At 70.8% G+C, this 23,343-nt stretch carries 26 protein-coding genes; 18 read left to right on the forward strand and 8 right to left on the reverse strand.

Going from position 1 to position 23,343, the window contains the following annotated elements; translation table 11 throughout:
- The first annotated feature begins 208 nt into the window (after positions 1-208).
- Positions 209-721: a DinB family protein gene (locus tag ABZ070_RS21745; protein ID WP_356636269.1), complete on the forward strand. Its 513-nt coding sequence runs from the start codon at positions 209-211 to the stop codon at positions 719-721.
- A 27-nt stretch (positions 722-748) separates the two neighbouring features.
- On the opposite strand, the gene ABZ070_RS21750 is transcribed toward ABZ070_RS21745, so the two are convergent.
- On the reverse strand, positions 749-1,390 hold the full coding sequence (locus tag ABZ070_RS21750) for a CAP domain-containing protein (protein WP_356636271.1): 642 nt from the start codon (positions 1,388-1,390) through the stop codon (positions 749-751).
- A 256-nt stretch (positions 1,391-1,646) separates the two neighbouring features.
- On the opposite strand from ABZ070_RS21750, the gene ABZ070_RS21755 reads away from it, so the two are divergent.
- Entirely contained in the window at positions 1,647-1,838 is a 192-nt protein-coding gene (locus tag ABZ070_RS21755; protein ID WP_356636273.1) for a DUF6381 family protein, read from the forward strand.
- Between the two features lie 188 nt (positions 1,839-2,026).
- Here ABZ070_RS21755 and ABZ070_RS21760 read toward each other — a convergent pair whose 3' ends face one another.
- On the reverse strand, positions 2,027-2,629 hold the full coding sequence (locus ABZ070_RS21760) for a hypothetical protein (RefSeq protein ID WP_356636276.1): 603 nt from the start codon (positions 2,627-2,629) through the stop codon (positions 2,027-2,029).
- Positions 2,630-2,821: 192 nt separating this feature from the next.
- Between ABZ070_RS21760 and ABZ070_RS21765 the strand changes: the two genes are divergently transcribed.
- From ABZ070_RS21765 to ABZ070_RS21805, 9 genes are all read left to right on the forward strand, one after another.
- Positions 2,822-4,207: a helix-turn-helix domain-containing protein gene (locus ABZ070_RS21765; RefSeq protein WP_356636278.1), complete on the forward strand. Its 1,386-nt coding sequence runs from the start codon at positions 2,822-2,824 to the stop codon at positions 4,205-4,207.
- 71 nt (positions 4,208-4,278) lie between these two features.
- Positions 4,279-4,611 (forward strand): gas vesicle protein, encoded by a 333-nt coding sequence (locus ABZ070_RS21770; RefSeq protein ID WP_356636280.1) that lies wholly within the window; start codon positions 4,279-4,281, stop codon positions 4,609-4,611.
- 111 nt (positions 4,612-4,722) lie between these two features.
- Complete coding sequence (locus ABZ070_RS21775; protein ID WP_356636282.1) at positions 4,723-5,157, forward strand: gas vesicle structural protein GvpA; 435 nt, start codon at positions 4,723-4,725, stop codon at positions 5,155-5,157.
- Positions 5,154-5,885 carry a GvpL/GvpF family gas vesicle protein gene (locus ABZ070_RS21780; RefSeq protein ID WP_356636284.1) on the forward strand — a complete coding sequence of 244 codons (732 nt, stop codon included), beginning with the start codon at positions 5,154-5,156 and terminating at the stop codon, positions 5,883-5,885. The genes ABZ070_RS21775 and ABZ070_RS21780 overlap by 4 nt, the downstream gene beginning before the upstream one ends.
- A gap of 4 nt (positions 5,886-5,889) precedes the next feature.
- On the forward strand, positions 5,890-6,126 hold the full coding sequence (locus ABZ070_RS21785) for a gas vesicle protein GvpG (protein WP_356636286.1): 237 nt from the start codon (positions 5,890-5,892) through the stop codon (positions 6,124-6,126).
- A complete protein-coding gene (locus ABZ070_RS21790; protein WP_356636288.1) occupies positions 6,123-6,497 on the forward strand; it encodes a gas vesicle protein in 375 nt (124 codons plus the stop codon). The genes ABZ070_RS21785 and ABZ070_RS21790 overlap by 4 nt, the downstream gene beginning before the upstream one ends.
- On the forward strand, positions 6,494-7,336 hold the full coding sequence (locus ABZ070_RS21795; protein ID WP_356636290.1) for a GvpL/GvpF family gas vesicle protein: 843 nt from the start codon (positions 6,494-6,496) through the stop codon (positions 7,334-7,336). The genes ABZ070_RS21790 and ABZ070_RS21795 overlap by 4 nt, the downstream gene beginning before the upstream one ends.
- Positions 7,333-7,548 (forward strand): gas vesicle protein, encoded by a 216-nt coding sequence (locus ABZ070_RS21800; protein WP_356636292.1) that lies wholly within the window; start codon positions 7,333-7,335, stop codon positions 7,546-7,548. The genes ABZ070_RS21795 and ABZ070_RS21800 overlap by 4 nt, the downstream gene beginning before the upstream one ends.
- Positions 7,545-7,835: a gas vesicle protein K gene (locus ABZ070_RS21805; protein ID WP_356636294.1), complete on the forward strand. Its 291-nt coding sequence runs from the start codon at positions 7,545-7,547 to the stop codon at positions 7,833-7,835. The genes ABZ070_RS21800 and ABZ070_RS21805 overlap by 4 nt, the downstream gene beginning before the upstream one ends.
- A 151-nt stretch (positions 7,836-7,986) precedes the next feature.
- Here ABZ070_RS21805 and ABZ070_RS21810 read toward each other — a convergent pair whose 3' ends face one another.
- Entirely contained in the window at positions 7,987-8,913 is a 927-nt protein-coding gene (locus ABZ070_RS21810) for a UdgX family uracil-DNA binding protein (protein ID WP_356636296.1), read from the reverse strand.
- Here ABZ070_RS21810 and ABZ070_RS21815 point away from each other — a divergent pair.
- The 4 genes from ABZ070_RS21815 (at position 8,902) to ABZ070_RS21830 (ending at position 13,423) form a co-directional block, all read left to right on the forward strand.
- Positions 8,902-9,132 carry a DUF6480 family protein gene (locus ABZ070_RS21815; protein WP_356636298.1) on the forward strand — a complete coding sequence of 77 codons (231 nt, stop codon included), beginning with the start codon at positions 8,902-8,904 and terminating at the stop codon, positions 9,130-9,132. The genes ABZ070_RS21810 and ABZ070_RS21815 overlap by 12 nt on opposite strands.
- An 87-nt stretch (positions 9,133-9,219) precedes the next feature.
- Positions 9,220-9,708: a DUF5709 domain-containing protein gene (locus tag ABZ070_RS21820; RefSeq protein ID WP_356636301.1), complete on the forward strand. Its 489-nt coding sequence runs from the start codon at positions 9,220-9,222 to the stop codon at positions 9,706-9,708.
- A 68-nt stretch (positions 9,709-9,776) separates the two neighbouring features.
- The gene (locus ABZ070_RS21825; protein ID WP_356636303.1) at positions 9,777-10,430 is read left to right on the forward strand and encodes a phosphoribosyltransferase family protein; all 654 of its coding nucleotides are present in this window, start codon (positions 9,777-9,779) and stop codon (positions 10,428-10,430) included.
- A 284-nt stretch (positions 10,431-10,714) separates the two neighbouring features.
- On the forward strand, positions 10,715-13,423 hold the full coding sequence (locus ABZ070_RS21830) for a SpoIIE family protein phosphatase (RefSeq protein ID WP_356636305.1): 2,709 nt from the start codon (positions 10,715-10,717) through the stop codon (positions 13,421-13,423).
- 58 nt (positions 13,424-13,481) lie between these two features.
- On the opposite strand, the gene ABZ070_RS21835 is transcribed toward ABZ070_RS21830, so the two are convergent.
- Positions 13,482-13,967: a nucleoside deaminase gene (locus ABZ070_RS21835; protein ID WP_356636307.1), complete on the reverse strand. Its 486-nt coding sequence runs from the start codon at positions 13,965-13,967 to the stop codon at positions 13,482-13,484.
- 385 nt (positions 13,968-14,352) lie between these two features.
- Here ABZ070_RS21835 and ABZ070_RS21840 point away from each other — a divergent pair, with 385 nt between their 5' ends.
- A complete protein-coding gene (locus ABZ070_RS21840) occupies positions 14,353-15,000 on the forward strand; it encodes a hypothetical protein (RefSeq protein WP_356636309.1) in 648 nt (215 codons plus the stop codon).
- Between the two features lie 218 nt (positions 15,001-15,218).
- On the opposite strand, the gene ABZ070_RS21845 is transcribed toward ABZ070_RS21840, so the two are convergent.
- The 3 genes from ABZ070_RS21845 to ligA all read right to left on the reverse strand — a co-directional run bounded on the left by ABZ070_RS21845 (position 15,219) and on the right by ligA (position 18,688).
- Complete coding sequence (locus ABZ070_RS21845) at positions 15,219-15,728, reverse strand: GNAT family N-acetyltransferase (protein ID WP_356636311.1); 510 nt, start codon at positions 15,726-15,728, stop codon at positions 15,219-15,221.
- A gap of 60 nt (positions 15,729-15,788) precedes the next feature.
- Entirely contained in the window at positions 15,789-16,391 is a 603-nt protein-coding gene (locus ABZ070_RS21850) for an HD domain-containing protein (RefSeq protein WP_356636313.1), read from the reverse strand.
- A 149-nt stretch (positions 16,392-16,540) separates the two neighbouring features.
- Positions 16,541-18,688: an NAD-dependent DNA ligase LigA gene (ligA, locus tag ABZ070_RS21855; protein WP_356636315.1), complete on the reverse strand. Its 2,148-nt coding sequence runs from the start codon at positions 18,686-18,688 to the stop codon at positions 16,541-16,543.
- 183 nt (positions 18,689-18,871) lie between these two features.
- Here ligA and ABZ070_RS21860 point away from each other — a divergent pair, with 183 nt between their 5' ends.
- Positions 18,872-20,308: a SpoIIE family protein phosphatase gene (locus tag ABZ070_RS21860; protein WP_356636321.1), complete on the forward strand. Its 1,437-nt coding sequence runs from the start codon at positions 18,872-18,874 to the stop codon at positions 20,306-20,308.
- Between the two features lie 133 nt (positions 20,309-20,441).
- Here the strand turns inward: ABZ070_RS21860 and ABZ070_RS21865 are convergent, their stop codons facing one another.
- On the reverse strand, positions 20,442-21,935 hold the full coding sequence (locus tag ABZ070_RS21865) for a hypothetical protein (RefSeq protein WP_356636317.1): 1,494 nt from the start codon (positions 21,933-21,935) through the stop codon (positions 20,442-20,444).
- 238 nt (positions 21,936-22,173) lie between these two features.
- Between ABZ070_RS21865 and ABZ070_RS21870 the strand changes: the two genes are divergently transcribed.
- Positions 22,174-23,298 (forward strand): aminoglycoside phosphotransferase family protein, encoded by a 1,125-nt coding sequence (locus ABZ070_RS21870; protein ID WP_356636319.1) that lies wholly within the window; start codon positions 22,174-22,176, stop codon positions 23,296-23,298.
- The last annotated feature ends 45 nt before the right edge of the window (positions 23,299-23,343 follow it).

The raw sequence follows: 23,343 nt of genomic DNA on the forward strand, positions 1-23,343 counted from the left end.
TGTACCAGGCCAGCCGGCCCTTGAGCTTGATCTTCATCTTGCCCATGACGATCATCGCGACGCCCTTGTGCAGGCCGAGACCGGCGACACCCGCCCCGCTCTGTCGGGGCGGGCGTCGGCGTTCCGCGGCACGTGCCAACTGGCAGGGCTTGGCTGCCCGAGAAAATGCAGTGCCCGCGGGACCTTCGCTCGGGTACGGTCGACGCCCATGACGCCCTCTCGCACGCGCCCTCCCTTTTCGGCAGACGAGCGGACGCAGCTTGTCGGATGGCTCGACATGCAGCGTGCGATCGTCCACTACAAGTGCGAGGGCCTCTCCGACGAGGACGCCCACCGCCCCCTGCTCCCGTCCTCGCCTCTGATGACGATGGCCGGTGTCGTCTCCCATCTCCGCTGGACGGAGAACACGTGGTTCGAGGTCCTCTTCCTGGGCCGGCCGGCGGAGGGACCGCAGTTCGTGGAGGAGCCCGAGGATGCCGACATGCGGGTCGAGGGCGTCCCGGTGGCACAACTGCTCGACGAGTACGCGAAACAGTGCGCGATCTCGAACGAGATCATCGCAGCGCATCCACTGGACCAGACCGGCCGGCACCCCGACTTCCGGTCCGCCGCCGCGTCGTTGCGCTGGATGCTGATACACATGGTCGAGGAGACCGCCCGGCACGCCGGTCACATGGATGCGATCCGGGAGCTGCTCGACGGCGAAAAGGGTTACTACTGATCCCCGCCGAGCGTCCCGGTGAGCGCCCTACCGAGTCCCCTTCGGGGCCGCGAGAGCCTGGACCCACCAAGGTCCGTCGGACCGGAAGTTCACCCCCACGCCCATCTCCGTGAAACGGCAGTTCAGAAGGTTGGCGCGGTGCTTGGGACTGTGCATCCAGTCGGCCACGACAGCCGAGGGCTCGTCAGGCCCTCGGTGGAGGTTCTCCGCCCAGCGGTTCCAGTCGTAGCCGGCCGCCTTCATCCGGTCGCCGGCATCGCGACCGTCCGGGCCGACGTGTTCGTAGTAGCCGCGGGCTGCCATGTCATCGGCGTGGGCCAACGCCGCTGTCTGCAACTCTTCGTCCAGGGCCAGCTTCGGGCAACCCGCCTTGACACGTTCGGCGTTCACCAGGGCGGTGATCCGCGCCTGCGGAGTGGCGGCGGCACGTCCGATGGCCGGCGGCAGTGCGGCGCCGGTGTCCGCAGGGCTCGGGCCGACGTCGGCACCGGGGTCGGGACCCAGGTCCGTTCCTGTAGCGGCCCTGCCTCCCGTGCCACCTGCCGAACCGCCTGCCGAGCCGAGAAGCAACTCCCCCGCGACAACGGCGGCGATCAACGTCAAGCCCGCCGCCAGGGCCGGCAGAGCCCGCCACGGCCACAACCGGCGGCCGTTCCAGCCCACTTGCATGACCTGTTCTCCTTCCGCGACACAGAACGGCCCGGGCGGGGCGATGCGCGGCGCGCGGGCGGTCGAGGCAGAGGGTTTCACAGGGGCCGGGGACACCCGGCTTCCCACGCCCGTGGCTGGGCACATCGGGCGACATCGCGAAGCACTTGCCGAGCTGCGACTGTCACGGTGGGTGACGCTTCGGGATGCGGTTGCCTCCCGACGCTGGTTCGCTGGTCGGGCCCGCTCTCCCGAACAACCGCAAGGAGCGATGATCATGAGCGTTGCAGGTGAGTCCGGCGGCCGCGCCCGCCAGATGCGTGAGAAGGCACAGGAGCTGAAGCAGGCCGCGGAGCGCGCCACCGATCCCCAGGAGCGTCAGCGCCTGGAGGAGAAGGCCAGGCGGCTGCAGTCGCAGAGCGAGCAGGAGAGCAGCATGGGCGGCGGCGACATCTACCCGCCGAAGTAGCCCCGTTCGACGGCTGGAGGCCGCAGGTCGTCAGCCGTCCGCACCGCCCGGCCGGTCGGGTCCCGCTCCCCTCGGGAGAGTTGGCCCCGCACCGGCCGGGCAGTGTTGTGTCGGCCCAGTCGTCACCGGTCCCGGCCCCCACCCCCGTGGTGCGGGGGCCGACCCGCGAGGACGCCCTGGCGCCGGGCTCAGTAGAGCTTCGCGACGGCGATGCCGGTCGTCTTCTTGAAACCTTCGAGGGGCGCACCGTCGAGGTCGCCCATCTGGCCCCATTCGACGACCGTCACCGCCCGGCCGTCACGGCCGACCGAGAAGAGGGCGATGTCGGTGGAGCCGACGTCGGGCAGCGAGGTGTCGATGCTGTAGACGTGCGCGCCCTCCTCCACATGGACCTTCCCGTGGTAGAAGGCCTCGCCCTCGAGTCCCGGGTACTCCGCCTTGAGACGGTCCAGGCAGGTCTCGATGGAGGCGCGGAGCTTGGCGGCGAGTGCCTTCGCCTTGACGGTGGTGGACGCGACAGTGGTCGTCTGACGGGCGTTCGTGTCGAGGTCCGTCCTGAAGTCGCGGTACCTGGTCGCAGCCTTCGGTGTGACGCCCGCTGTGCACACCGACCCCACATCGGGCAGCCCCTGCTGGACCGGGTCGGCATGCCACGGGGTGGCGGAGGCCGGCAGCTGCGCCGCGGACAGGAACGCCGGGGCCGGGGCGGCCGCGGCAGTGGACATGGTGAGCGAGGCGACGGTCGCGGCCACGGCTGCGGCGGTCAGGGCAGCGGAGCGGATGGGCTTCATGGAAGTTCTTCCCCCAGTTCGGTGTCATGCTCAACGACGGCCAGATTGAGTGGCGCGCACGGCAGTTGCAAGGACCGAGGCCCGTTCGGGAACGGTGGAACCATTCCACCCCCGTTGACGTGGGCTTTGTTGAGTCGGGTGAAACGCCTCCTGAAACGGGCGGCGAGGGGAACGGGAGTGATGGGAGCGCCGATGGAGGACGCGACAGAGGCGTTCGCACACAGGCTGAACGAGCTGCGGGAGGGCTCCGGCCGGACATACGGGGCGCTGGCGCGGCGGGTGGGCGTCGGCGCCTCGACGCTGCACCGGTACTGCTCCGGGCGGACCGTTCCGATGGACTTCGCACCGGTCGAGCGGCTGGCCCGGCTGTGCGGGTGCCAGGGCGAAGACCTCGTGGCGCTGCACCGGCTGTGGGTCCTGGCGGACGAGGACCGGACCCTGCGCCAGGAACGTGCGACACAAGCGGCCACGGAGAAGGCAGGCGCACGGGACGACGCACTCGGTGGCCCCGCGGCTGCTGCCGCCGCGGCCCCGAGCCGGCCGGCCGACGACGGGGCGCCCGGGCCAACCGATCCGCCCGCCGCCGACCCGGCCGCCGCCATCACCAAGGCCACCGCCACCGCCACGGCCGCACCTCGCCGCAGCCGGCGTGCCGCGTATGCCGCCGCATTCGGCGCGGCGGGCGTCGCGTTCGCGCTGGTCCTCGGTTTCGGCGGTTTCACGCTCACCTCGGGCAAGGAACGCGCCTCGACGACGGATGCGGAACGGGGCGAACCCGGCCCGCCCCGCGCGGGCGCCGCCCCGTCCGTACCGTCGTCCGCCTCGCCCGGCCCCACCGAGCCGCCTGCAGAAGCCTCCCCTCGAGGCGGCAGCCGGAAGACCGCGCCGCGGAGTACCGTCCCGCCCGGCCCCCGCGGCCGCTCGTCCCCGGCCGCGGGCGCCGCCCCGTCCACCGGAGCGCCGTTCACGTGGGTGAGCGACGATCACGTGTGGCGTTACGGATGCGACCATGCGTACCTCGTCGACCGGGCGCCGGGCGACGTGCCGCCGCCACCCGCCGAGGCCGACGCCGAGTCGTGGGCCCGGTCGCTGCGCGCACGGCACGGCGCCGAGACGGGGGTGCGGATCACACTGCAGGGCACGGGCACGGAAACAGTGGTGCTGGAATCACTGCAGGTGCGTGTGACCGCGCGTCGGGCTCCGGAGCCACGCAACGTGTACCGCATGGATTCCGGTTGCGGCGGGTCGCTCACGCCGCGGCTGTTCGATGTCGATCTGGACATGCCCCGGCCCATCGCCCACGCCAAGGCGGGCAACGACGCCGGGGAGACGATTCCGGCCGTCTCGTTCCCGTACCGGATCTCGGCCAACGACCCCGAGATGCTGCTCGTCACCGGCCGTACGGTCGCCTGCGACTGTGACTGGTATCTGCAGCTGCGGTGGTCCAGCGGCGGAAGGTCGGGCACCGTCCGGATCGACGACGACGGCCGGCCGTTCCGTACGAGCGCTGTGAGGGACGGTCAGGAATACGGCTACGACTACGTATCACGCCGCTGGGTGTCCTCCCCGCGCACGTAGTCCCCATAGCCGGTTCACCCCATGGGGGTTTGGGAACGCCCGGTCCGGCAACCCGCTGTGTCGAGGCATCTATGACACGAAACCCAGAGAACGAGAACGCGGAGAAGAGTCCGGACCAGGAGGGCAGTCGGCCCGTCCGTTCGGTGGACGTGCTGCGCGCGGCGCGCGCCGAGCTCGCCGAACTGACGGGAATGACGGCGGAGACCGTGTCGTCGTTCGCGAGGACGGAGGACGGCTGGCGGCTCGTGGTCGAAGTACTCGAGCTGGCCCGCATCCCCGACACGGCGAGCCTCCTCGCCTCCTACGAGGTCGAGGTGGACTCGGAAGGCCAACTGGCCTCGTACCGGCGGACACGGCGTTATGAGCGCGGGCGGGCCGATCGCCCGTCCACGGCCGGGTCGTGAACCCGGGGCCCTGAAGCGGGGCCCGAACCCGGCCGTACGCCGGCCCGTTCCGTTGCGACGGACGGGCGGAGAACGCCACCCCAGGCATGACACAGGGAGGTCATCACAGCAATGACTGTTGTCGCAGCACAGCAGAGCACGGCAGGCCGCGGCGGATCCAGCGGACTGTACGACGTACTGGAACTGATACTCGACCGAGGACTGGTGATCGACGCCTTCGTGCGCGTCTCACTGGTCGGCATCGAGATCCTGAAGATCGACGTCAGGGTCGTCGTCGCCAGCGTCGACACGTATCTGCGGTTCGCGGAGGCGTGCAACCGGCTCGATCTGGAAGCCGGCCCCCGCAAGGACCCCGGACTCCCCGACCTCGTCGGCCAGATCACCGAGTCCGGCGCCCGCGGCAAGTCCAAGGGCGTACTCGCCGGAGCCGCACAGAGCATCTCGGAAGCCTTCGGCGGAGGCGACGACGACGAGAAGAAGGAGAAGGAGCCCGCGGCGCGCACCCGACGCAGCAGCAGCTCCCGTCGTAAGGAGGAGCAGGAGTGAGCACGTACGTCTACGGCATCACCCGCAACTCCCCGGACACGGACCTCGATGCGTATCTCTCCTCGCGGCCGTCCGGGGTGGGTGAACCACCGCAGCCCGTACGGGTGGTGGGTCAGGGCAGACTCGCCGCGCTCGTCAGCGACGCTCCGGAGAATCTTCGGCCCAAGCGGCGGGACCTGCTCGCGCATCAGAACGTGCTGTCCGAGGCGGGCGCGGCAGGACCCGTGCTGCCGCTGCGGTTCGGTGGCGTGTCGACCGACGACGCGGCGGTCACCGCCGTGCTGGCCGAGCGCGAGGAGCACTACCTCCAGCGTCTCGAGGCGGTGGACGGCAGGGCCGAGTTCAATGTGAAGGCCGACCACGACGAGGAGGCGGTGCTGCACCGGGTGCTCGCCGACGATCCCGATCTGCGTGCCATGGGCGTCGCCCAGCAGAACTCCGGCGGCGGGAGCCACGAGGACAAGCTGCGGCTGGGCGAGCTGATCGTCGCCGCTGTGCAGCGGCGGGAGGAGGTGGACCGTGCCGAGATGCACCAGGCACTCTCGTTGGCCGCGGTGGACTCAGCGCCCGGGCCGGACGGCACCGGCCGCGTGGCGAACCTGTCGTACCTGGTGGAACGTGACCACGCCGAGACCTTCCTGTCGGCCGCCGCCGAATTCCAGCGGGCGAACCCCCAGCTCCGTCTGCAGGTCAACGGACCGCTGCCGCCGTACAGCTTCGTGGAGTGATGTGATGGGCCTGCTGGGAGAGCTGCTGCTCCTGCCCGTCGCACCGGTCCGCGGCACCGCGTGGGTGCTGCAGCAGGTCGTGGCGGAGGCGGAGCGTCAGTACTACGACCCCGCCGCGGTGCAGCGTGAACTCGCCGAACTCGTCGAGCGGTTCGAAGCAGGAGAGATCGAAGAGGACGAATTCGACCGCCGTGAGGACGAGCTGCTGGAGCGGCTGACGCGCAGGGGTGATCCGCGATGACGACAGCGACCGGCCGGTTCCCCGGCACCTACGACTCCGGCGGAGGGTCCGATCTCGCGGACATTCTCGAGCGGGTGCTCGACAAGGGCATCGTCATCGCCGGTGACATCCGCATCAATCTTCTCGACATCGAGTTGCTCACCATCAAGCTGCGGCTGATCGTCGCCTCGGTGGACAAGGCGAAGGAGATGGGCATCGACTGGTGGGAGGACGACCCGGCACTCTCCTCCGGCGCCCGCAGGCGCGAACTCGAGGAGAAGAACGCTGAGTTGGAGCGCAAGGTCGCCGAGCTGCAGTCAGCCGCGTCCGCCGCGGAGCGCGGACTTGCCGACGGCAACGAGCCCCAGCACGACCACCGGGACCGGGCATGAATCAACTGTTCTATGTGTACGCGGTGGCCCAGCCCGTCGGCGACGCGGCGTCCTTCGCGGCAGCGGGGGTCGGCGACGCTCCCGTGCGGTTCGTCGAACACCGTGGCCTGGCCGCCGTGGTGAGCCACGTGCGGGCCGAGGACTTCGAGGAAGCGCCCCTGCGCGCGCACTTGGAGGATCTGGACTGGCTGGCGGACACAGCCAGGGCGCACGAGTCGGTGGTCGGCGCCGTCAGCGGCATCACGAATCTGGTGCCGCTGCGGCTGGCCACCGTGTGCCGCGACGAGAGCGGGGTGCGCCGGTTGCTGGACGATGGTCACGACCGTTTCACGTCGAGCCTCGCCAGGCTCGACGGCAGGGTGGAATGGGGCGTAAAGCTGTACGCCGAGCCCGACGCGGCCCCCGGACCCGACACCGCCCCGGAGCCGACCGCCGGGCCGGCACGCACGGCGACGGCAACCTCCGGCCGCGACTATCTGCGGCGGCGGCTGCGGAGCCGGCAGGCCCGGGAGAAGAGCTGGGCGCGAGCGGACGCGTCCGCGCAGCGTCTGCACGCGGAACTCGCCCGGTGCGCGGAGGCGCAACGGCTGCACCGGCCGCAGAGCGGCCAGTTGGCCCAAGGGCCCGGCGTCAACGTGCTCAACGCTGCCTTCCTCGTGCGACGCGAGGAGAGTGCCGCCTTCGTCGGGCTCTTCGAGCAGCTCGCTCCGCAGGAGACGGGCTTGCGGGCCGAACTGACCGGCCCGTGGGCACCGTACTCCTTCGCCGACCTTCATGGACCGCAGCAGCGGGAGAGCCGACAGGAGCGGGAAGTCAGCGAGGAACGGTCGGAGACATGACCATGGCCGACGACACCTCGCCCCTCGCCCGGCGGGAGCTCGCTCTCGTCGACCTTCTGGACAGGCTGCTCGCCGGCGGCGTGGTCGTCGCGGGCGACATCACGTTGCGCATCGCGGACGTGGATCTCGTACGGATCGACCTGAAGGCGCTGATCACTTCGGTCGGTCCTCGGGTGGCGTCACCGTGGTCGTCGTGGGAGGAGGACGGATGAGCGGGACGGCGCGCCGCCGGGTGGAGCTCGACCCGGACACCGTGGAGCGCGACCTCGCCAGGCTCGTGCTGACGGTGGTCGAACTGCTGCGGCAGCTGATGGAACGGCAGGCACTGCGCCGGGTCGACACCGGAGAGCTCACCGAGGACCAGGAGGAACGCATCGGCATGACACTGATGCTGCTCGAGGACCGGATGGACGTGCTGCGGGACAAGTTCGGCCTGGAGCCCGGCGACCTCAACATCGACCTCGGCCCTCTGGGGCCCTTGCTCCCCCGCGGCGAGTGAGGGCGGCTCGATGGCGGTGGTCTTCTGCGGGGCGCCGGCGGACATGCCGGGGCCTTCACGGAGGGGATCGCCTTCACGGAGGGGATCCGGAGGCCGTCTGCCGTCACAGTCCGTGATCGGAACCGCCGCCCGGGCGCGGGAGGGGCTCGGGTCAGTCGGCGGCCGCCCGCTCCGCCCCGCTCCTGAGCACCTCGGCCGCCACACGCAGATCGGAGAGCAGCCCTCGGTACGCCGCTTCGCGGTCGTCGGCCCGCAGGACCGCCGACGGGTGGATCGTCGCGACCACACAGCCGTGGGCGGCGGCCTCGCGCACCGGTATGCCGTCGGCGCCGGACGCGTCGCTGTGGCCGAGGGCGTCCCAGGCGGGCATCGGCAGGAGCAGTCCGCGCTGCTGAGACACCTTGAAGGAGGTGCCCAGTACCGCCTTCCCGGCGGTTGCGCCGAGTGCCATCACGAGTTCGGGATCGACCTTGCGCAGCTCCGCCGCCAGCCATGGGCGGCAGGCGGACATCTCCCGGAGGCTCGGTGCCTTGTGGATGCGGCGTTTGCCCCGCGCCGCGATCTCGAACTTGAAGTGCTTCACGGCGTTGGTGAAGTAGGCAGAGCGCTCCTCGATCCCGGCCTCCCCGAGCGCTTCCCGCAGGAGCCTTCCTGCCGGTCCGACGAAGGGCTCGCCCCGCCGGTCCTCCTGGTCACCGGGCTGCTCCCCCACGATGACGATGCGCGCCGAGGAGGCCCCCGCACCGAACACGGTCTGGGTGGCGTCGCGGAACAGGGGGCAGCCCTCGCAGCCCGCCGCGGCGCGGCGCAGCGTCGGCAGGCCGCCCCGCTGTGGGACGAACGGGCCGGCATCGTAGTCCTGACCCGCTGCTTTCTTGCTGCTGGTGGTCACTGTCCTCGCCCCCGGTCGGCGGCCCTCTCGTGTTACGGCAGGTTCGCGCTCCTGCGCGCCGAGTACCCCTGCCGACCGGCGGTAGTCAGGCCGGGCCGGTGCACCTTGTGGCGGTCGGCCGCGGGCCGCGAAATCCCCACTGTTGATTCGGGAGAATTCGGGCACTCGACCGCTATGAACAGTCACACCCCGGATCCCGACCCCAGGAACACATCCGGTGTCCGCCCCGGCGACGGCGTGCCACCGGGCGAGACGCCGCCCGGTGAGGGCAGTACCGGCTCCGAGACCGGCCCGCGTGGTGACCAGTCGCGCGGCTGGGCGAAGGGGCCGCTGATCGCCATAGGAATCGTGGTCGCGCTCTTCGCGGCGTTCTTCCTGGCCTATGCACTGATCATGATCTTTTGACGGATGCCTCGCGCGCCCCGTCGGCCCGGTACGCCGCGCGCCGCGCCGCGATGATGCGCCCGAACATGCCAGAAAGGTGAAGACGCCATGTCCGACGAAACAGCTCAGCGTGACCAGGCACGGGGCGACGACGTCTATCAGCCGGAGAACTCCGACGTTGCGAACCGCCCGAGTGGTGATCTCGACCTGGAGAACGTGATCGACGAGCGCGGGCTGGACGACACCATGGCGGAGGGGTACTCGCCGCCCGAGCGTCCGCTGGGCGTCACCAAGTACGGCACCACCGGGGAGGAGCAGATGCGCGGCGAGACCCTCGACCAGCGCCTCGCCCAGGAGGACCCGGAGGTGGAGACGCCGCAGGACAACGGGATCGGCGATCTGGTGGACGGTGACGGCGAGCCGGTCGACAAGGAGGCGGGCGAGGCGCGGGCCGGTCGCCTCACGGCCGCTTACGACCCCTCGCCCAGGCGGCCCAGCGACGTGGTGGCCCGTGACGTGGGCGTAGACGGCGGTGCCGCCTCGGCCGAGGAGGCCGCGATGCACATCACCCACGACACGGACATGGAGGACCGGTAGCAGGTGCCGTGGTCCTCGCCGGAATCCTCCGACGACTCGGCGCCGGACAGCGACGGAAGGTGCGACGCATGCTTTTCCACGACCGCAGGGAGGCAGGACGCGAACTCGCCGGCCTCCTCGCCCGGCGCCTGGACGAGGGAACGCTCGGCAGCCCCTTCGTACTGGCGCTGCCCCGCGGAGGCGTACCGATCGGCGACGAGATCGCCAGAGCACTGGGCGCCCCGCTGGACGTCGTGGTGGCACGGAAGATCGGTGCCCCGTACAACCTCGAGGTGGGTGTCGGCGCGCTGGCGGGCGAGGGGCCTCCGCTCTTCGACGAGCGGACGCTCGCCATGCTCGACCTGACGGCCGACCGGCTGGCTCCGCAGGTTGCCAAAGAGCGCACGGAGATGCACCGTCGCGAGGAGCTCTACCGCGGCGGGCGCCCCGCCCCGGAGGTGAGCGGAAAGACGGTCGTCGTCGTGGACGACGGGCTGGCGACGGGCGTGACGGCCCGAGCGGCGCTGCGCGCGGTCCGTGGCATGGAGCCCGGCCGGCTGCTGCTCGCCGTTCCGGTCGGATCGCCGGAAGCGGCCGAGGCGCTCACCGCGGAAGCGGACGAAGTGCTGTGTCCCCACCGGCCGCCGCTGTTCCACGCGGTGGGGCAGTGGTACGAGGACTTCGACCAAGTCGGTGACGAGGAAGTGGTCGCCATACTTCGGGGATATGCCGCAGCTCCCTGACGGAGCAGGGGAGTACGGCACCGGCCCTGGGCCGGCAGTTCCGGCTCGCGGATGAACAGGTTGTCAAACGCCCCGTTGGGCGGGGACTTCGGGAACATCGACCGCATCCGGCCCGCAGAGCCCGTCCGGCGGATTTTGCATTACCCCGAATTCAGCAAAGCCCTTGGGCATCATCATCTTCGTTGGCATGCTTGAGCGACCCGCGGTCCGGTTGGGCGCATGATGTCCCGCGCCCTCGCTTTGCGCGGTTCGCCCAGCTCATGGCGGAGGTGTAGAAAGAGTCTATGGCCGGACGCTACGGCCGCCCGCGCTCGGTTCTTCGGATGCGAACTGTCGCAGGTCAGGTCTTTCTCCTGCAGGTGGCGATCGTGGTGTTGCTCGTCGCCGCGGCCATGGCGGCGCTGGTGTTCCAGTCACGCACCGACAGCGAACGCGAGGCTCGCAACCGGTCGGTCGCCGTGGCCCAGACCTTCGCCCACTCCCCCGGGGTCGAGCAGGCACTGGCAAGTGGGCATCCCACCGCGGTGCTTCAGCCCAAGGCCGAAGCCGCGCGCAAGCGTTCCGGCGTGGACTTCATCGTCGTGATGAGCACCGAGGGCATCCGCTACAGCCACCCGCTGCCGGACCGGATCGGGAAGAAGTTCGTCGGCAATATCGCCCCCGCCCAGGACGGCAAGGTCGTCACGGAGAAGATCATCGGCACCATCGGACCGCTCGTCCAAGCCGTCGTCCCGGTCACCGACGACAAGGGCACCGTGGTGGGCCTGGTCTCCGCCGGCATCACCATCGAACGCGTGAGCGGTGTTGTGGAGGAGCAGTTCCCTCTGCTGTTCGGCGCTGCGGGCGGCGTGCTGCTTCTGACCACGGGGGGCACGGCGCTGGTGAGCAGCAGGCTGCGCCGCCAGACGCACGGGCTCGGTCCTGCCGAGATGACCCGGATGTACGAACATCACGACGCTGTTCTGCACGCGGTGCGCGAGGGGGTCATCATCGTGAGCGGCGACGGGCGGCTGCTGCTCGCCAACGACGAGGCGCGCAGGCTTCTGAACCTGCCGCCGGACGTGGACGGCGCCCCGGTCACCGAACTGGGCCTCGATCCGCGCACAGGACATCTGCTGTCCTCCGGAAGGACCGTGACGGACGAGGTCTTCCCCGTGGGAGAGCGTCTGATCGCCGTCAACCAGCGCTCGACGGACCAGCACGGCGGGCCGCCGGGCAGCGTCGCCACCCTGCGGGACACCACGGAACTGCAGTCCCTGACCGGTCGCGCCGACGTGGCGAGGGGACGGCTCAAGCTGCTGTACGACGCCGGCACGGAGATCGGGACCACCCTCGACATGGTGCGCACGTGTGAAGAGCTCGCCGAATTCGCCGTGTCCCGGTTCGCCGATTTCGCGACCGTGGACCTGGTGGAGGCCGTGCTGCGCGGCGAGGAGCCGACCGCCACCGGCGCGGACACCGACATGAGGCGGTCGGCGTTCGCCGGCCCGATGGAGACGGCGCTGTACCCGCTGGGACAGCTGATCCGCTTCGTCCCCACCACGCCGATGGGCACCGGTCTGGGCAGGGGTGAGGCGGTCCTGCAGGCGGATCTCAAGGCTCTCGGAGGGTGGCAGGAGCAGGATCCGGTACGGGCGCGCAAGCTTCTCGAGTACGGAATCCACTCGATGATCGCCGTTCCGCTCCGGGCCCGGGGCGTGGTCCTGGGCGTGGCCATGTTCTGGCGCGCGGAGAAACCCGAGCCGTTCGAGGAGGAGGACCTGTCGCTCGCGGAGGAGCTGGTCGCCCGCGCCGCGGTCAGCATCGACAACGCCCGCCGCTACTCGCGTGAGCACACGATGGCGGTCACGCTGCAGCGCAGCCTCCTCCCGCGGACTCTGCCCGAGCAGAACGCGCTCGACGTCGCCTACCGCTACCGCCCCGCGCAGGCCGGACTCGGCGGGCTGGGCGGCGTGGGCGGGGACTGGTTCGACATCATCCCGCTGCCCGGGGCCCGGGTGGCGCTCGTCGTCGGGGACGTCGTGGGCCATGGGCTGCACGCCGCCGCGACCATGGGCCGGCTGCGTACCGCGGTCCACAACTTCTCCACCCTGGACCTGCCGCCCGACGAGCTGATGTTCCACCTCGACGAGCTGGTGGCGCGCATCGACCAGGACGAGACCGACGACGGCGCAGACGCCGGCGTCACCGGCGCCACCTGCATCTATGCGATCTACGACGCGGTGTCGGGGACCTGCAGCATGGCCAGGGCCGGTCATCTGCAGCCGGTCGTCGTCCACCCGGACGGCACGGCCGAGTTCGCGGACGTGCCCGGTGGGCCGCCACTGGGTCTGGGTGGTCTGCCGTTCGAGACCCTCGAAGTGCGGCTGCCGAAGGACAGCCGCCTGGTGCTCTACACGGACGGGCTCGTCGAGGACCGGGAGCGGGAGATCGACGAGGGCCTGGAGCTGCTGCGCCGCACACTGGCCGAGCACGCCGGTTCCGGCTCCGAGGAGACATGTGAGGCGGTGCTCGGCGCGCTCGTGCCCGACCGTCCCCGCGACGACATCGCGCTGCTCGTCGGACGTACGCGGGTACTGGACTCGGACCGGGTCGCGGAGTGGGACGTACCGCCGGACCCGTCGGCGGTACGGCGGGTGCGGGCCGCGGTGGCGGAGAAGCTCGCCGAGTGGGGCCTGGAGGAGGAGGCCTTCACCACCGAGCTGATCCTCAGCGAGCTGGTCACCAACTCGATCCGTTACGCCTCCGGAGAGATCCGGGTTCGGCTCATCCGCGACCGGGCGCTGATCTGCGAGGTCTCCGACCAGAGCAGTACATCGCCACATATGCGGCAGGCCGCCACCACCGACGAGGGGGGCCGCGGGCTGTTCCTGGTCGCCCAGTTCGCGGAACGCTGGGGCACGCGGTACACGGCCGACGGAAAAGTCATCTGGACGGAACAGCCCCTGCCCGCCGAGCAGCCGGCCGCGCGGACGCCTGACGCCATCGGGTGACGTGCGCGTCCGCGGGGCAGCGGGGCAGCGGGGCAGCGGGGCGTGAACGCGCGACGGCTCAGCTCCGGCCCGCCCGGAAGCGCCGATGGAGTTCGTGCACCTGCTCTGCGAGTTCCGGCACCGGTCCAACCACCTCGAGACCGGGAACGACGTCCTGGACCGGCAGGGCGGCCACCGGGGACGGCCCGACTCCCAGGTCGGTGAGCCAGCGACCGAGCTGCACGGAGGAGACGGCGTACACGATGCGTCCGAGGCCGACCCAGCCGTGCGCGGCGGCGCACATGGGGCAGTGCTCGCCCGATGTGTAGACCGTGGCAACACCGCGTTCCTCGGCCTTCATGTTCGCGGCGGCCCACCGGGCGAGCGCGAACTCCGGGTGGCGCGTCCGGTCGGCGAGGGACGTCTCGCGGTTGCGGTCCTCGGCGAGGACGGTGCCGTCGGCACCGACGAGTACGGAACCGAACGGCTCGTCGCCGGCTTCCACCGCCTCGGCCGCCAGCTCCACGCACCGCTTGAGATGGGTCAGTTCGGCATCGTTGATCATGGATCTCCTCCGTGCTCCTCTCCGGCGCCGGGCCGGTAGGGTCCGTTCATCCCGGTGGCCGGGCGGTCGGCCGCAGAGCGGCCGCGTCGCTCACTCGGGAACAAGAAAAGCAGGGCGCTCGCTGACCGGACGACAATAAACCGGCATCCGGCGAACGGCACGGCGGAATCTCAATGACCGCTCTTGCCCGCCGGGTTACCCGTGCGTAACGTCTCCCTCGCGAAACGGCCGGCATCGCGTGCCGGGCCGAACCGATGCACACGGAACAACGCACGGAAGCAGCCCCCGAGGCAGTTTCTTCCGTGCCGGACATTCACCGCACCCCTCCCGCTTTTCCCTCTGGCTGCGCGTCCCCGTGCGTGCAGCGCCGAATCCTGGAGCCGAGATGAAGCGTCCGAAGTCCGCGCCGTCCCGACGGCGAAGAGCCGTACTCCGCGGGGCGGTCACCCTCGCCGCGGGGCTGGGGCTCGTCGCCACCACGTCGGGGTCCGCCCATGCGGCACCCATCCGTCTCGACTATCCGCTGAGTGGTGTCACGCACCTTCAGGGCACCGGATCCGACCTGGAGTTGAAGCCAGGTGTCCTCGCGGTCACCGCGGACCTCCGAGCGGGGACACTGACGGCCGACACCAAACTTCCGCCGGCTCCCGGGTCATTCAAGATGATCGGCGCGATTCCGGTGAGCGTGACGACGGAATTCATCGAGCCGGAGCCCACCGTCGGCACGATCGATCTCAAGACCGGCGCCATCAAGAGCACCACCAAACTGATCCTGCGGCTCAAGGACCTGAAGGTCGCCGGAATCCCCACGCCGGTCGGCTCCGCGTGCCAGACGGAAGTGCCGGCGGAACTCGATCTGACGTCCGAGCCGGGGTTCAACGCGCTCAAGGGCGGCAAGCTCTCCGGCACGTACGCGATACCGAAGTTCGAGCACTGCCTGCTCGCCACACCGCTGATCAACATGATCATTCCCGGTGACGGCAACTCCATCAGTCTGACGCTGGGGCAGCCCGCCCCGCCGCCCTCCTCCTGACCGTCGCTGCCGTCTCGCTCTCCCGGCGCGCGTGGCGGCGCGCGCCGGGCCGCCACTCACGGGCGACGGCTCTTGCGGAGTCAGCCCTTGGTCGCGACGCAGTGGTGGCTGAACGGGTCACCTTCCACGCTCCGGACGTCGACGTCGGCGAAGCCGGCTTCGCCGAGCGTCCGGACGGCTGTTTCCCGGCCCCACACGGTGCCGAGACGACACGGCTCTCACGGCTCTCGGCCGATCGGGAACAGCAGTTCCGGGCGGTCCCACGGGACGGCCGGCGGTCGGGCCTCGACCGTGCCGGTGCGTCGCGCGCCCACGCTCAGGTAGAAGCCCTCCGCAGGCGGGTGGGCGACGACCCTGACCGCGTGCAGCCCGGCCGCACGGGCCCGGTCGGTCATGTGCTCCACCAGCAGCCGGCCGATGCCCAGCCCCTGGGCTTCGTCGGCGACGAACATGAGGTCCAGCTCCGGAGGCGACAGCACCAGGGAGTAGAAGCCGAGCACCCTGCCCCTCCCGTCCGCCGCGACGAACACCTCATGCGCCTCGACATAGTCCGGCCCCACCCGATATCCGGCGACCATCGGCGCGTAATGCCCCCGATAGGCGCCCGACCCGCGCACCAGCCGGGTGAGCCGCTTCGCGTCCCGTACGACCGCACGCCGGATCCGCGGGACGTCGGGCCGGGCGGGCGGCCGCCGGCACCCGTCGGCTGATGTAAGGGCTGAACTCATACCTCGAGTATGACGCACCGCCGGTCCGAACGGGCTTCCCCGGCGGTACCGACCGCCGGGTCACGCCACGACGGGGTAGGACCCCTGGAAATCCAGCCGGACGTCCGCCCCTTCGCCGATACGGGTGAGGAGGTCGTCGAGTGCCATGAACTCCTCCCACACCTCCCGGCCGCTCGCCCCGGCCAGGTGTGTGACCAGCAGATCCTCGAGGTCCGTGACCCGCTTGTTCTTCCACACCTTGTCGGCGACCGCGACGACCAGGTCCTCGACACCGGCCCCCGCCGGCAGCCGGGACCAGTTTGCATGGGTCGCCGCGAAGCGGGCCAGGCCGGGGGCGACGCCGTGGTCCATAAGCAGCTGCCGGCCTGCTTCCTCGTGCCGGCCACCGGCACCCGACAGCTCGGCGGTGTGGACCACCTTGCCCACGTCATGGGTGGCGGCACCGAAGAGGACTGCCTGCCGGTCGTAGCGCAGCCGCGGGTGGTGTCGGTCCAGCCAGTCGGCCAGCTGGTAAGCCACGTCGTGGACGGCGCGCAGATGCGCCGCCAGTCGTGGGGGTGCGGCCAGTTTCCGCAACAGGTCGGCCGCCTCGGTCGGCAGCGGACGCAATGGCGGGTCGCCGGGGTCCTGGAGGGCACGGATCAGCAGGTCGTCGGCAGTCACCGCGACAGATTACGCGCCCGAGGATCACGCACCTGATGACCCGGGCCCTCTCTCGACGCTCCCATGGGCGGCGGAAGCCGACCCGGCCCGTGGTGATGTGGGCCGGTTCCGGTGGTCTCCGGCCGGGACCACGGGGTCGGACCGTCGGTTCAGCGCGCCGTGTCCAGGAAGCCCGCCACCATCGCGGCGAACTCGTCCGGAGTGGCGACCCGGGTGCCGAGTTGCTCGGCCTTGTCCCTCTTGGAGCCGGCGCCGTCCCCGGCGACGAGCAGCGTGGTGCGTCGGGAAACGCTCGAGGAGGACTTGCCGCCTGCCCGTTCGATGAGTTCGTTCATCTGATTGCGGCTCAGCTTCTCCAGCGAACCGGTCATCGCGCCGGTGACGACGACGGTCATGCCGTCGAGCGGGCGGGCCTCGCCGCCCGTCTCCGCGGCTGACGCTGCCGCGCTGTCAGCGCCCGTGCCCTCCGTAACCCTCGCGTCGGGCCGAGTCGCCCCCGGTTCGCTCATGTTGACGCCTGCGACGGTCAGCCGGTCGATCAGACCGGCGAGCTCCGCGAGCTCGGCCACGACCGTCCTGGCCTTCTCGACGCCGATGCCTTCGACCTGCTGCAGGGCGTCGGCATCGGCGGCGCGTATGTGCTCCATGGTCGCGAAGTGCCCTGCGATGCGGCGGGACATGGAGCGGCCGGTGCCCCGGACACCGAGTGCGCAGAGGACCCGTGACAGGGGCCGACTCCTTGCCGTGTCGATGGCCGCGAGCAGATTGTCCGTGCTCGTTTCACCCATCCGCTCCAGCTGCAGCAGCTGCTCACGCGTGAGGGCGAACAGGTCCGCGAAGTCGGCGACGAGGCCGGCGTCGACGAGCTGGACGACGCGGGTGACGCCGAGCCCCTCGATGTCGAGCTGGTCGCGCCCGGCGGCGTAGGACACGGAGGCGACTACACGGCAGTTGCGTCCGCGCACGCAGCGCCAGCGCTGCTCGGAGACGTCGATGCCGGAGCCGCACTGGGGGCAGACCCCGGGAAAGACGATGGGCTGTTCGGCGCCCGTGCGCAGGTGGGCGACGGGCGCCTCGATGCGCGGAATGATGTCGCCCGCCTTGTAGACCGTCACCCGGTCGCCTATGCGGAGATCGCGGCGGGTGATGTCCGCGGGATTGTGCAGGGTCGCGTATGTGACGGTCGATCCGTCGATCTCCACCGGCTCGAGAACGGCGCGCGGGGCGATGATCCCGGTGCGGCCCACGTTCCACTCGACACCCAGGAGAGTGGTGACCTTCTCCACGGCGGGGAGTTTGTAGGCGATCGCCCACCGTGGCGCCCGGGAGCCGGAGCCGGCGGCTGCCTGGTCCGCCGCGCTGTCCGCCTTGATCACGATGCCGTCGATGCCGAACGGCAGGCCCGGGCGGGCTGCGGCGATCTCCTCGATCCGTGCCTGGATGTCGTCGGCCGTGGTCAGGGTGCGCGGGGCGACAGCCGTACCGTCGGCGGTGTGCACGCCGAGCCCGCCGACGTACTCCATGACGCGGCTGTGCGGCCAATCGCCGAGTCTGGCTTCCAGTTCCGCACCGGAGGCGGGCAGCGCCAGAGCACCGTAGCCGAAGAAGGTCATCTCCACCGTGTAGGCGCGTTCCTTGGCGCGCAGGGTGCCGGCCGCGCCGTTGCGCGGGTTGGCGAACGGCGCGCCGCCGTGCTCGGTGCGGGCGGCGTTCGCCCGCTCGAACTGCTCGTCCGTCATGAGGACTTCACCGCGGACCTCCAGCGTGACGGGCTCGGACAGCCGCCGCGGAAGGCCGACCACGGTGCCCATGGCGTGCGACACGTCCTCCCCTGCCGTGCCGTCGCCGCGGGTGACCAGCCGGGTCAGGCGCCCCTGTTCGTATCGAGCGGCGATCGCGAGGCCGTCCAGCTTGGGTTCGACGCTCCAGGCCTCGACGGGCCGGCCGATCCGCCGCTCCACCGAGGCGGTCCAGGCGAGGAGCTGCTCCGCGGAGAAGACGTTGTCCAGGGACAGCATCGGTCTTGTGTGGGGCACGTCCCCCACGGCAGCGCCGCCCGCGACCTTCCCCGTCGGGGAGAAGGGCGACACCTCGTCCGGGTGCTCCTGCTCGTACGCGGCGATGCCGCGCGCCAGGCGGTCGTACGCATCGTCGTCCAGGGTGCTCTCGCCCGTCGCGTAGTACGCGGCGGCCGCCTCCGTCGCGGTCTCGACCGCCGCGGCATAGGCCGCGGCGTCAACGAGGGTGACGGACGGAGCTGCGGGAGCTGCAAGAGCTGTGGGTGAAGTCGTCGTCATGGCTCTTATACTTCCGTCCACCACTGACAACGGCCCCGGACCGCGACGCCTGTGGCATATGCCGAAGGCACCACCGGATCGAGTGTTGCCAAATGGCTTACGGCCCCTCGCTCCCTGTGCAACAGTCGTAACCGGTCCCTGTTCCAGACCCTGGCCGTGGCCGCGCCTGTATCGGAGTACGACATGCCGTCCCATGTGTTCGCGGACCGTCCCGCACAGCCGCCCGAGCGCGAAACCGTAGACGCGCTGATCACCCGGACGCGCAGACTGCGCGGAGACGTCGACGCGGTACGCCCCGACCCCGAAGTGGCGGAGGACGATCCGCAGGAGCGATGGCGGCGGGCGCTGTGCGACCTGGCGCTCCATCACCTCGACGACCTGGGTTCCCACTTGGGGCAGCTCAAGGACGGACTCCCGCAGGAGACGGCGGAGGCGATCGCCGACGAACTCGCCGAGTACGAGGCGGACCGCGCCGCGGCCGGCACCGGCTCGCTGCTCAGCCGCGTCGGCAGCGCCGAGTGGAACCTCCTCACCGACGAGGTCAGCTGGTCCGACGAGCTGTACCGCATTCTGGGCCGCGACTCTCGCTACGGACCCATGTCCCTGGACGAGATGCCCTCCCTCGTCTTCGCGGAGGACCAGCCGCTGCTGACCGCGATGGTGACGGACTGTCTGGTCGACGGTCGGCCCATCGACGGCGAGTTTCGCGTCGTGCGGCCCGACGGGCGGGTGCGCACCGTGCACATGATGGGCGAGCCCGTGCTCGACGCCGACGGATCCACCGCGTCCATGTGGGCCGTGCTGCGGGACGTCAGCGAGCTGCGTCGCAGCCAGCGGGCAGTACGAGAGACCAGGGACTGGCTGCAACGGCAGCAGCACATGGAGCAGACGGAGCGACGGCTCGCGGTCGAAATGCAGGAAGCCGTACTCCCCCCGTGGCGCGGATCGCTGCAGTTCCCGCACGACGGCCCGACCTCACTGGACGTCGCGGCGCACTACCTCCCTTCCGCGAGCGGCGCGCTCATCGGTGGCGACTGGTACGACGCCCTGCAACTGCCCGCCGGTGACTCGCTTCTGAGCGTCGGCGACCTGACCGGCCACGGGGTGTCCGCGACCTCTGCCATGGCGATGCTGCTGGGCGCTCTGCGTGGGATGGCCGTCGCGGGCATCCGGCCGGGTGCGCTGATGACGCACCTCAACCAGTTGCTCGAGACGTCTCCGCAGCCCGCTCTGGGCAGTGCGGTCTGCTGCCGCTACACGCCTGGGACCAGGTCGCTGTCGTGGGCGCAGGCCGGGCACCCCTCCCCGCTGCTGTTCCGCGACGGGGCAGGCCGGACGCTCACGGCACCGGACGGCGTGCTGCTCGGCGCCACGAGCGGAGCGGCGTACGAGCAGGCCGAACTGACCCTGCGGCCTGGCGATCTGCTGGTCCTGCACACCGACGGGCTGACGCGCACGAGCGCGACGTCCGACGACGGGGCGGACCGGCTGACGGCTTTGGCAGCGCGGTTCGCCCGGGCCAGGGATGCTCAGGAATGCGTCCGTGTGATGGTGGAGGAGTTCGGCGAGCAGGAGCGCGAGGGCGACGCCTGCGTGATGGTGGCGAGGGTCATCGCCTGACCCCGCGTGGGTCGGTCCGACGCCGGGGGCTGCCCGAAGCCGGGTGTTTGCGCGAAGCCCTGAAATCGGGTGTCGCCCCCAAGCCCGGTGTCGAGCCTCCGGGTGTCGAGTCGGCCACAGCCCCGCAGGGCGGCTAGAGCTGGGCTCTCCGCGCCTTCGTCGAAGGGCTGCGGGGCAGCGCCACCTCGATCTCCTCCCGCAGGTCCTCGATCTTGGCGTAGCCGGCGTACTGTCCGGTCAGCCGGTACATCTCCCGCAGCCTGTCCCAGGTCCGGTGCGAGGAGGTCTCCCCCATCGACACCAGCGCGAGCCGGGCGTACCGGTCGGCCTGTTCGGGGTCGTCGGCGATGAAGCACGCGGAGGCCAGCGAGATGTAGTCGAAGATCTTCGACCGCTGCCTGCCGCCCGCGCGCAGCTGAAGCGCCTGCCTGGCGTGGTTCTGCGCGATGCTCGCGGCCGAGGGGTCGTGGTCGGCGAGTGTGCGGTAGGCCAGGGCCTGCATGCCGTGGAGGTCCGCCTCGTCGAACATCTGCATCCAACTGGGCGGCGGGACGTCCCCCTTGTCGGAGACGAACAGTTCCTCGGCCTCGCCGAGCGTGCGGCGCATGGCCTGGCCGCGGCCCATGGAGGCCTGCGCCCAGGCCTCGATGGTGTGCAGCATCGCCCGGGTGCGGGGCAGGGTCTGCTCCCCGGAACCGGACTTGGCGAGCTTCATCAGGTCCAGCGCGTCGTCGGGACGGCCGAGGTGGACCATCTGGCGCGCCGCCCGGGAGAGCGCCTCGCCGGCGCGTGGCCGGTCACCGCCCTCGCGGGCCGCGTGTGCGGCGATGACGAAGTACTTCTGGGCGGTCGGCTCCAGGCCGACGTCATGGGACATCCAGCCCGCGAGAACGGCCAGGTTGGCGGCGACGCCCCACAGGCGCCGCTGGAGGTGGTCGGGATGGCGGTAGGCGAGCATGCCGCCGACCTCGTTCAGCTGTCCCACCACTGCTTTCCGCTGCAGGCCTCCGCCGCGGGCGGCGTCCCAGGCGCGGAACACCTCGACGGAACGCTCCAGCGCCTCGATCTCCTGCGACCCGATGGGGGCGGCTTCGTAACGGTCGTACCCAGCGGGGTCGGCGTGCAGGGCATCGGAGGTGCGGACGGCGTCCTGGGAGATCGCCGGATCGGTCTTGAGCCAGTCGTGCATGGCGCTGCTGAGTGCTGAGCCCGCGGCGAGTGCCGCGCCCGCGCCCACCAGGCCGCGTCGGTTGAGCATGAGGTCCATTCCCGTGAATTCGGTGAGGACCGCCGCCGTACGGTCGGGCGCCCAGGGCAGACCGTCAGGGTTGTCTGCGCCCTGGACGTCCCGCCGTTTACCCGCTCGCCCGCTCCGTGCGAACCCGAGGTCCTCGATGGTCACGACACGACCGAGTCGCTCGGTGAACAGAGCTGCCAGCACCTTGGGCACGGGATCGCGCGGGGTCTCCCCCAGGTCGATCCAGCGCCGCACCCGCGAGGTGTCGGTCGCCAGCTGCGGGTGGCCCATGGCCGCCGCCTGCCGGTTCACGAGTCTTGCGAGTTCGCCCTTGGACCAGCCGGCCAGGCCGAACAGGTCGCTCAGGCGGGTGTTGGGTTCTCTGCTCACGTCAAGCCCCCAGGTTCTCGGCTGAGTTGACAGTAACCCGCTGTCATGGGGCGGGCGACTATTCGCCAGGGTTCGCCAGGGTCCGCCAGATGGTCTGCCACCCGCGAGGCGGTGTCAGGTAGGAACGCGCCACCTCGCCCCGTCTGTCGGGGCACATTCCCCAGGGTGTTTCCTCTGGCATATGGGGCGGGGGCGCGCGCACGCAATTTGTCGGCACACGAAGGGATCTGTATCTCCCATGTACACAGCATCGTCCTCCGTGTCCGCCCCGCCCCGGCTGCAGCAGCGCACCGCGTTCCCGGCCGGCACCGGACCGTATCTCGACCCCACTCACGCCGGCCGGGCACGCAGGCCGGCCGGCGTGGTCGGCCAGCCCCTCAGCGGGAGAATCGACTTGTCCGGTCCCCAGGGCGCACAGCTGCGGAAGGCTGTGGCGTCGGTGCACCGGATCTGCCCGGAGTTCAACCCGGTGCAGGTGCTGCGCCGCAGCGGACGATCCGTCCTGATCGTGGGCACGACGGGGCGTACCACAGCGGTCGCCAAGTGCTTACTGGACCACTCGCCGGCGTGGGCCGAGCGGCTGCGACACGAAATAGCTGCGTACCGCGCTTTCGTACGGCACCGCCCACCGGTCCGGGTCCCGCGGCTCATCGCGGCTGACCCGGAAAACTGCACCCTGGTGATCGAGCGGATGCCCGGAAGGGCCGCGGCACTGACCCGACACCCCCTGGAGGCGCCGCCGCGCGCGGACGTGCGAGCGGCGCTGGGCGCGATCGCCCGCCTCAACACATGGCGGCCACCGGCGGGAATGTTCGACGCCCCGCTCGACTACGGATCCCGGATCTCGCGCTACCACGAGCTGGGGCTGTTCACCGACCGCGACCTCGGTGACCTGCAGAAGCTGCTGCACGGTCTGGCGCAGGCCGGCGGCCGGCACGGCATGGGGCAGTTCTGTCACGGTGACGCACTGCTTTCCAACATTCTGCTGTCGCCCACAGGTCCGGTGCTCGTCGACTGGGAGCACGCCGGCTGGTATCTGCCCGGCTACGACCTGGCGACGCTCTGGGCGGTGCTGGGTGACGCACCGGTGGCGCGCCGTCAGATCAGCCAGCTGGCACAGCAGTCGGGCACCGCCGCCAGGGACGCCTTCCTGGTGAACCTGATGCTGGTGCTCACCCGGGAGATCCGGACGTACGAGACGGCCGTGCAGCGCACGATGCGCGAGGCGCCGCCTGTCTCCGGTGGGCAGACGCAGGCCGCCGGCCCGACGGTGGGTGAGGAACAGCGGCTGCTCCTGAGGCGGCTGCACGACGACTGCGCAATGGCCCGGCGGGCCGTGCGCGCGGCGGTCGGCACTCGCTGACCAGCCGCCACAGAGGGGGAAGCGCGCTGCGCGACCGGTGCCGAC

This window comes from Streptomyces sp. NPDC006283 (assembly GCF_040613325.1).
Lineage (GTDB): Bacteria > Actinomycetota > Actinomycetes > Streptomycetales > Streptomycetaceae > Streptomyces.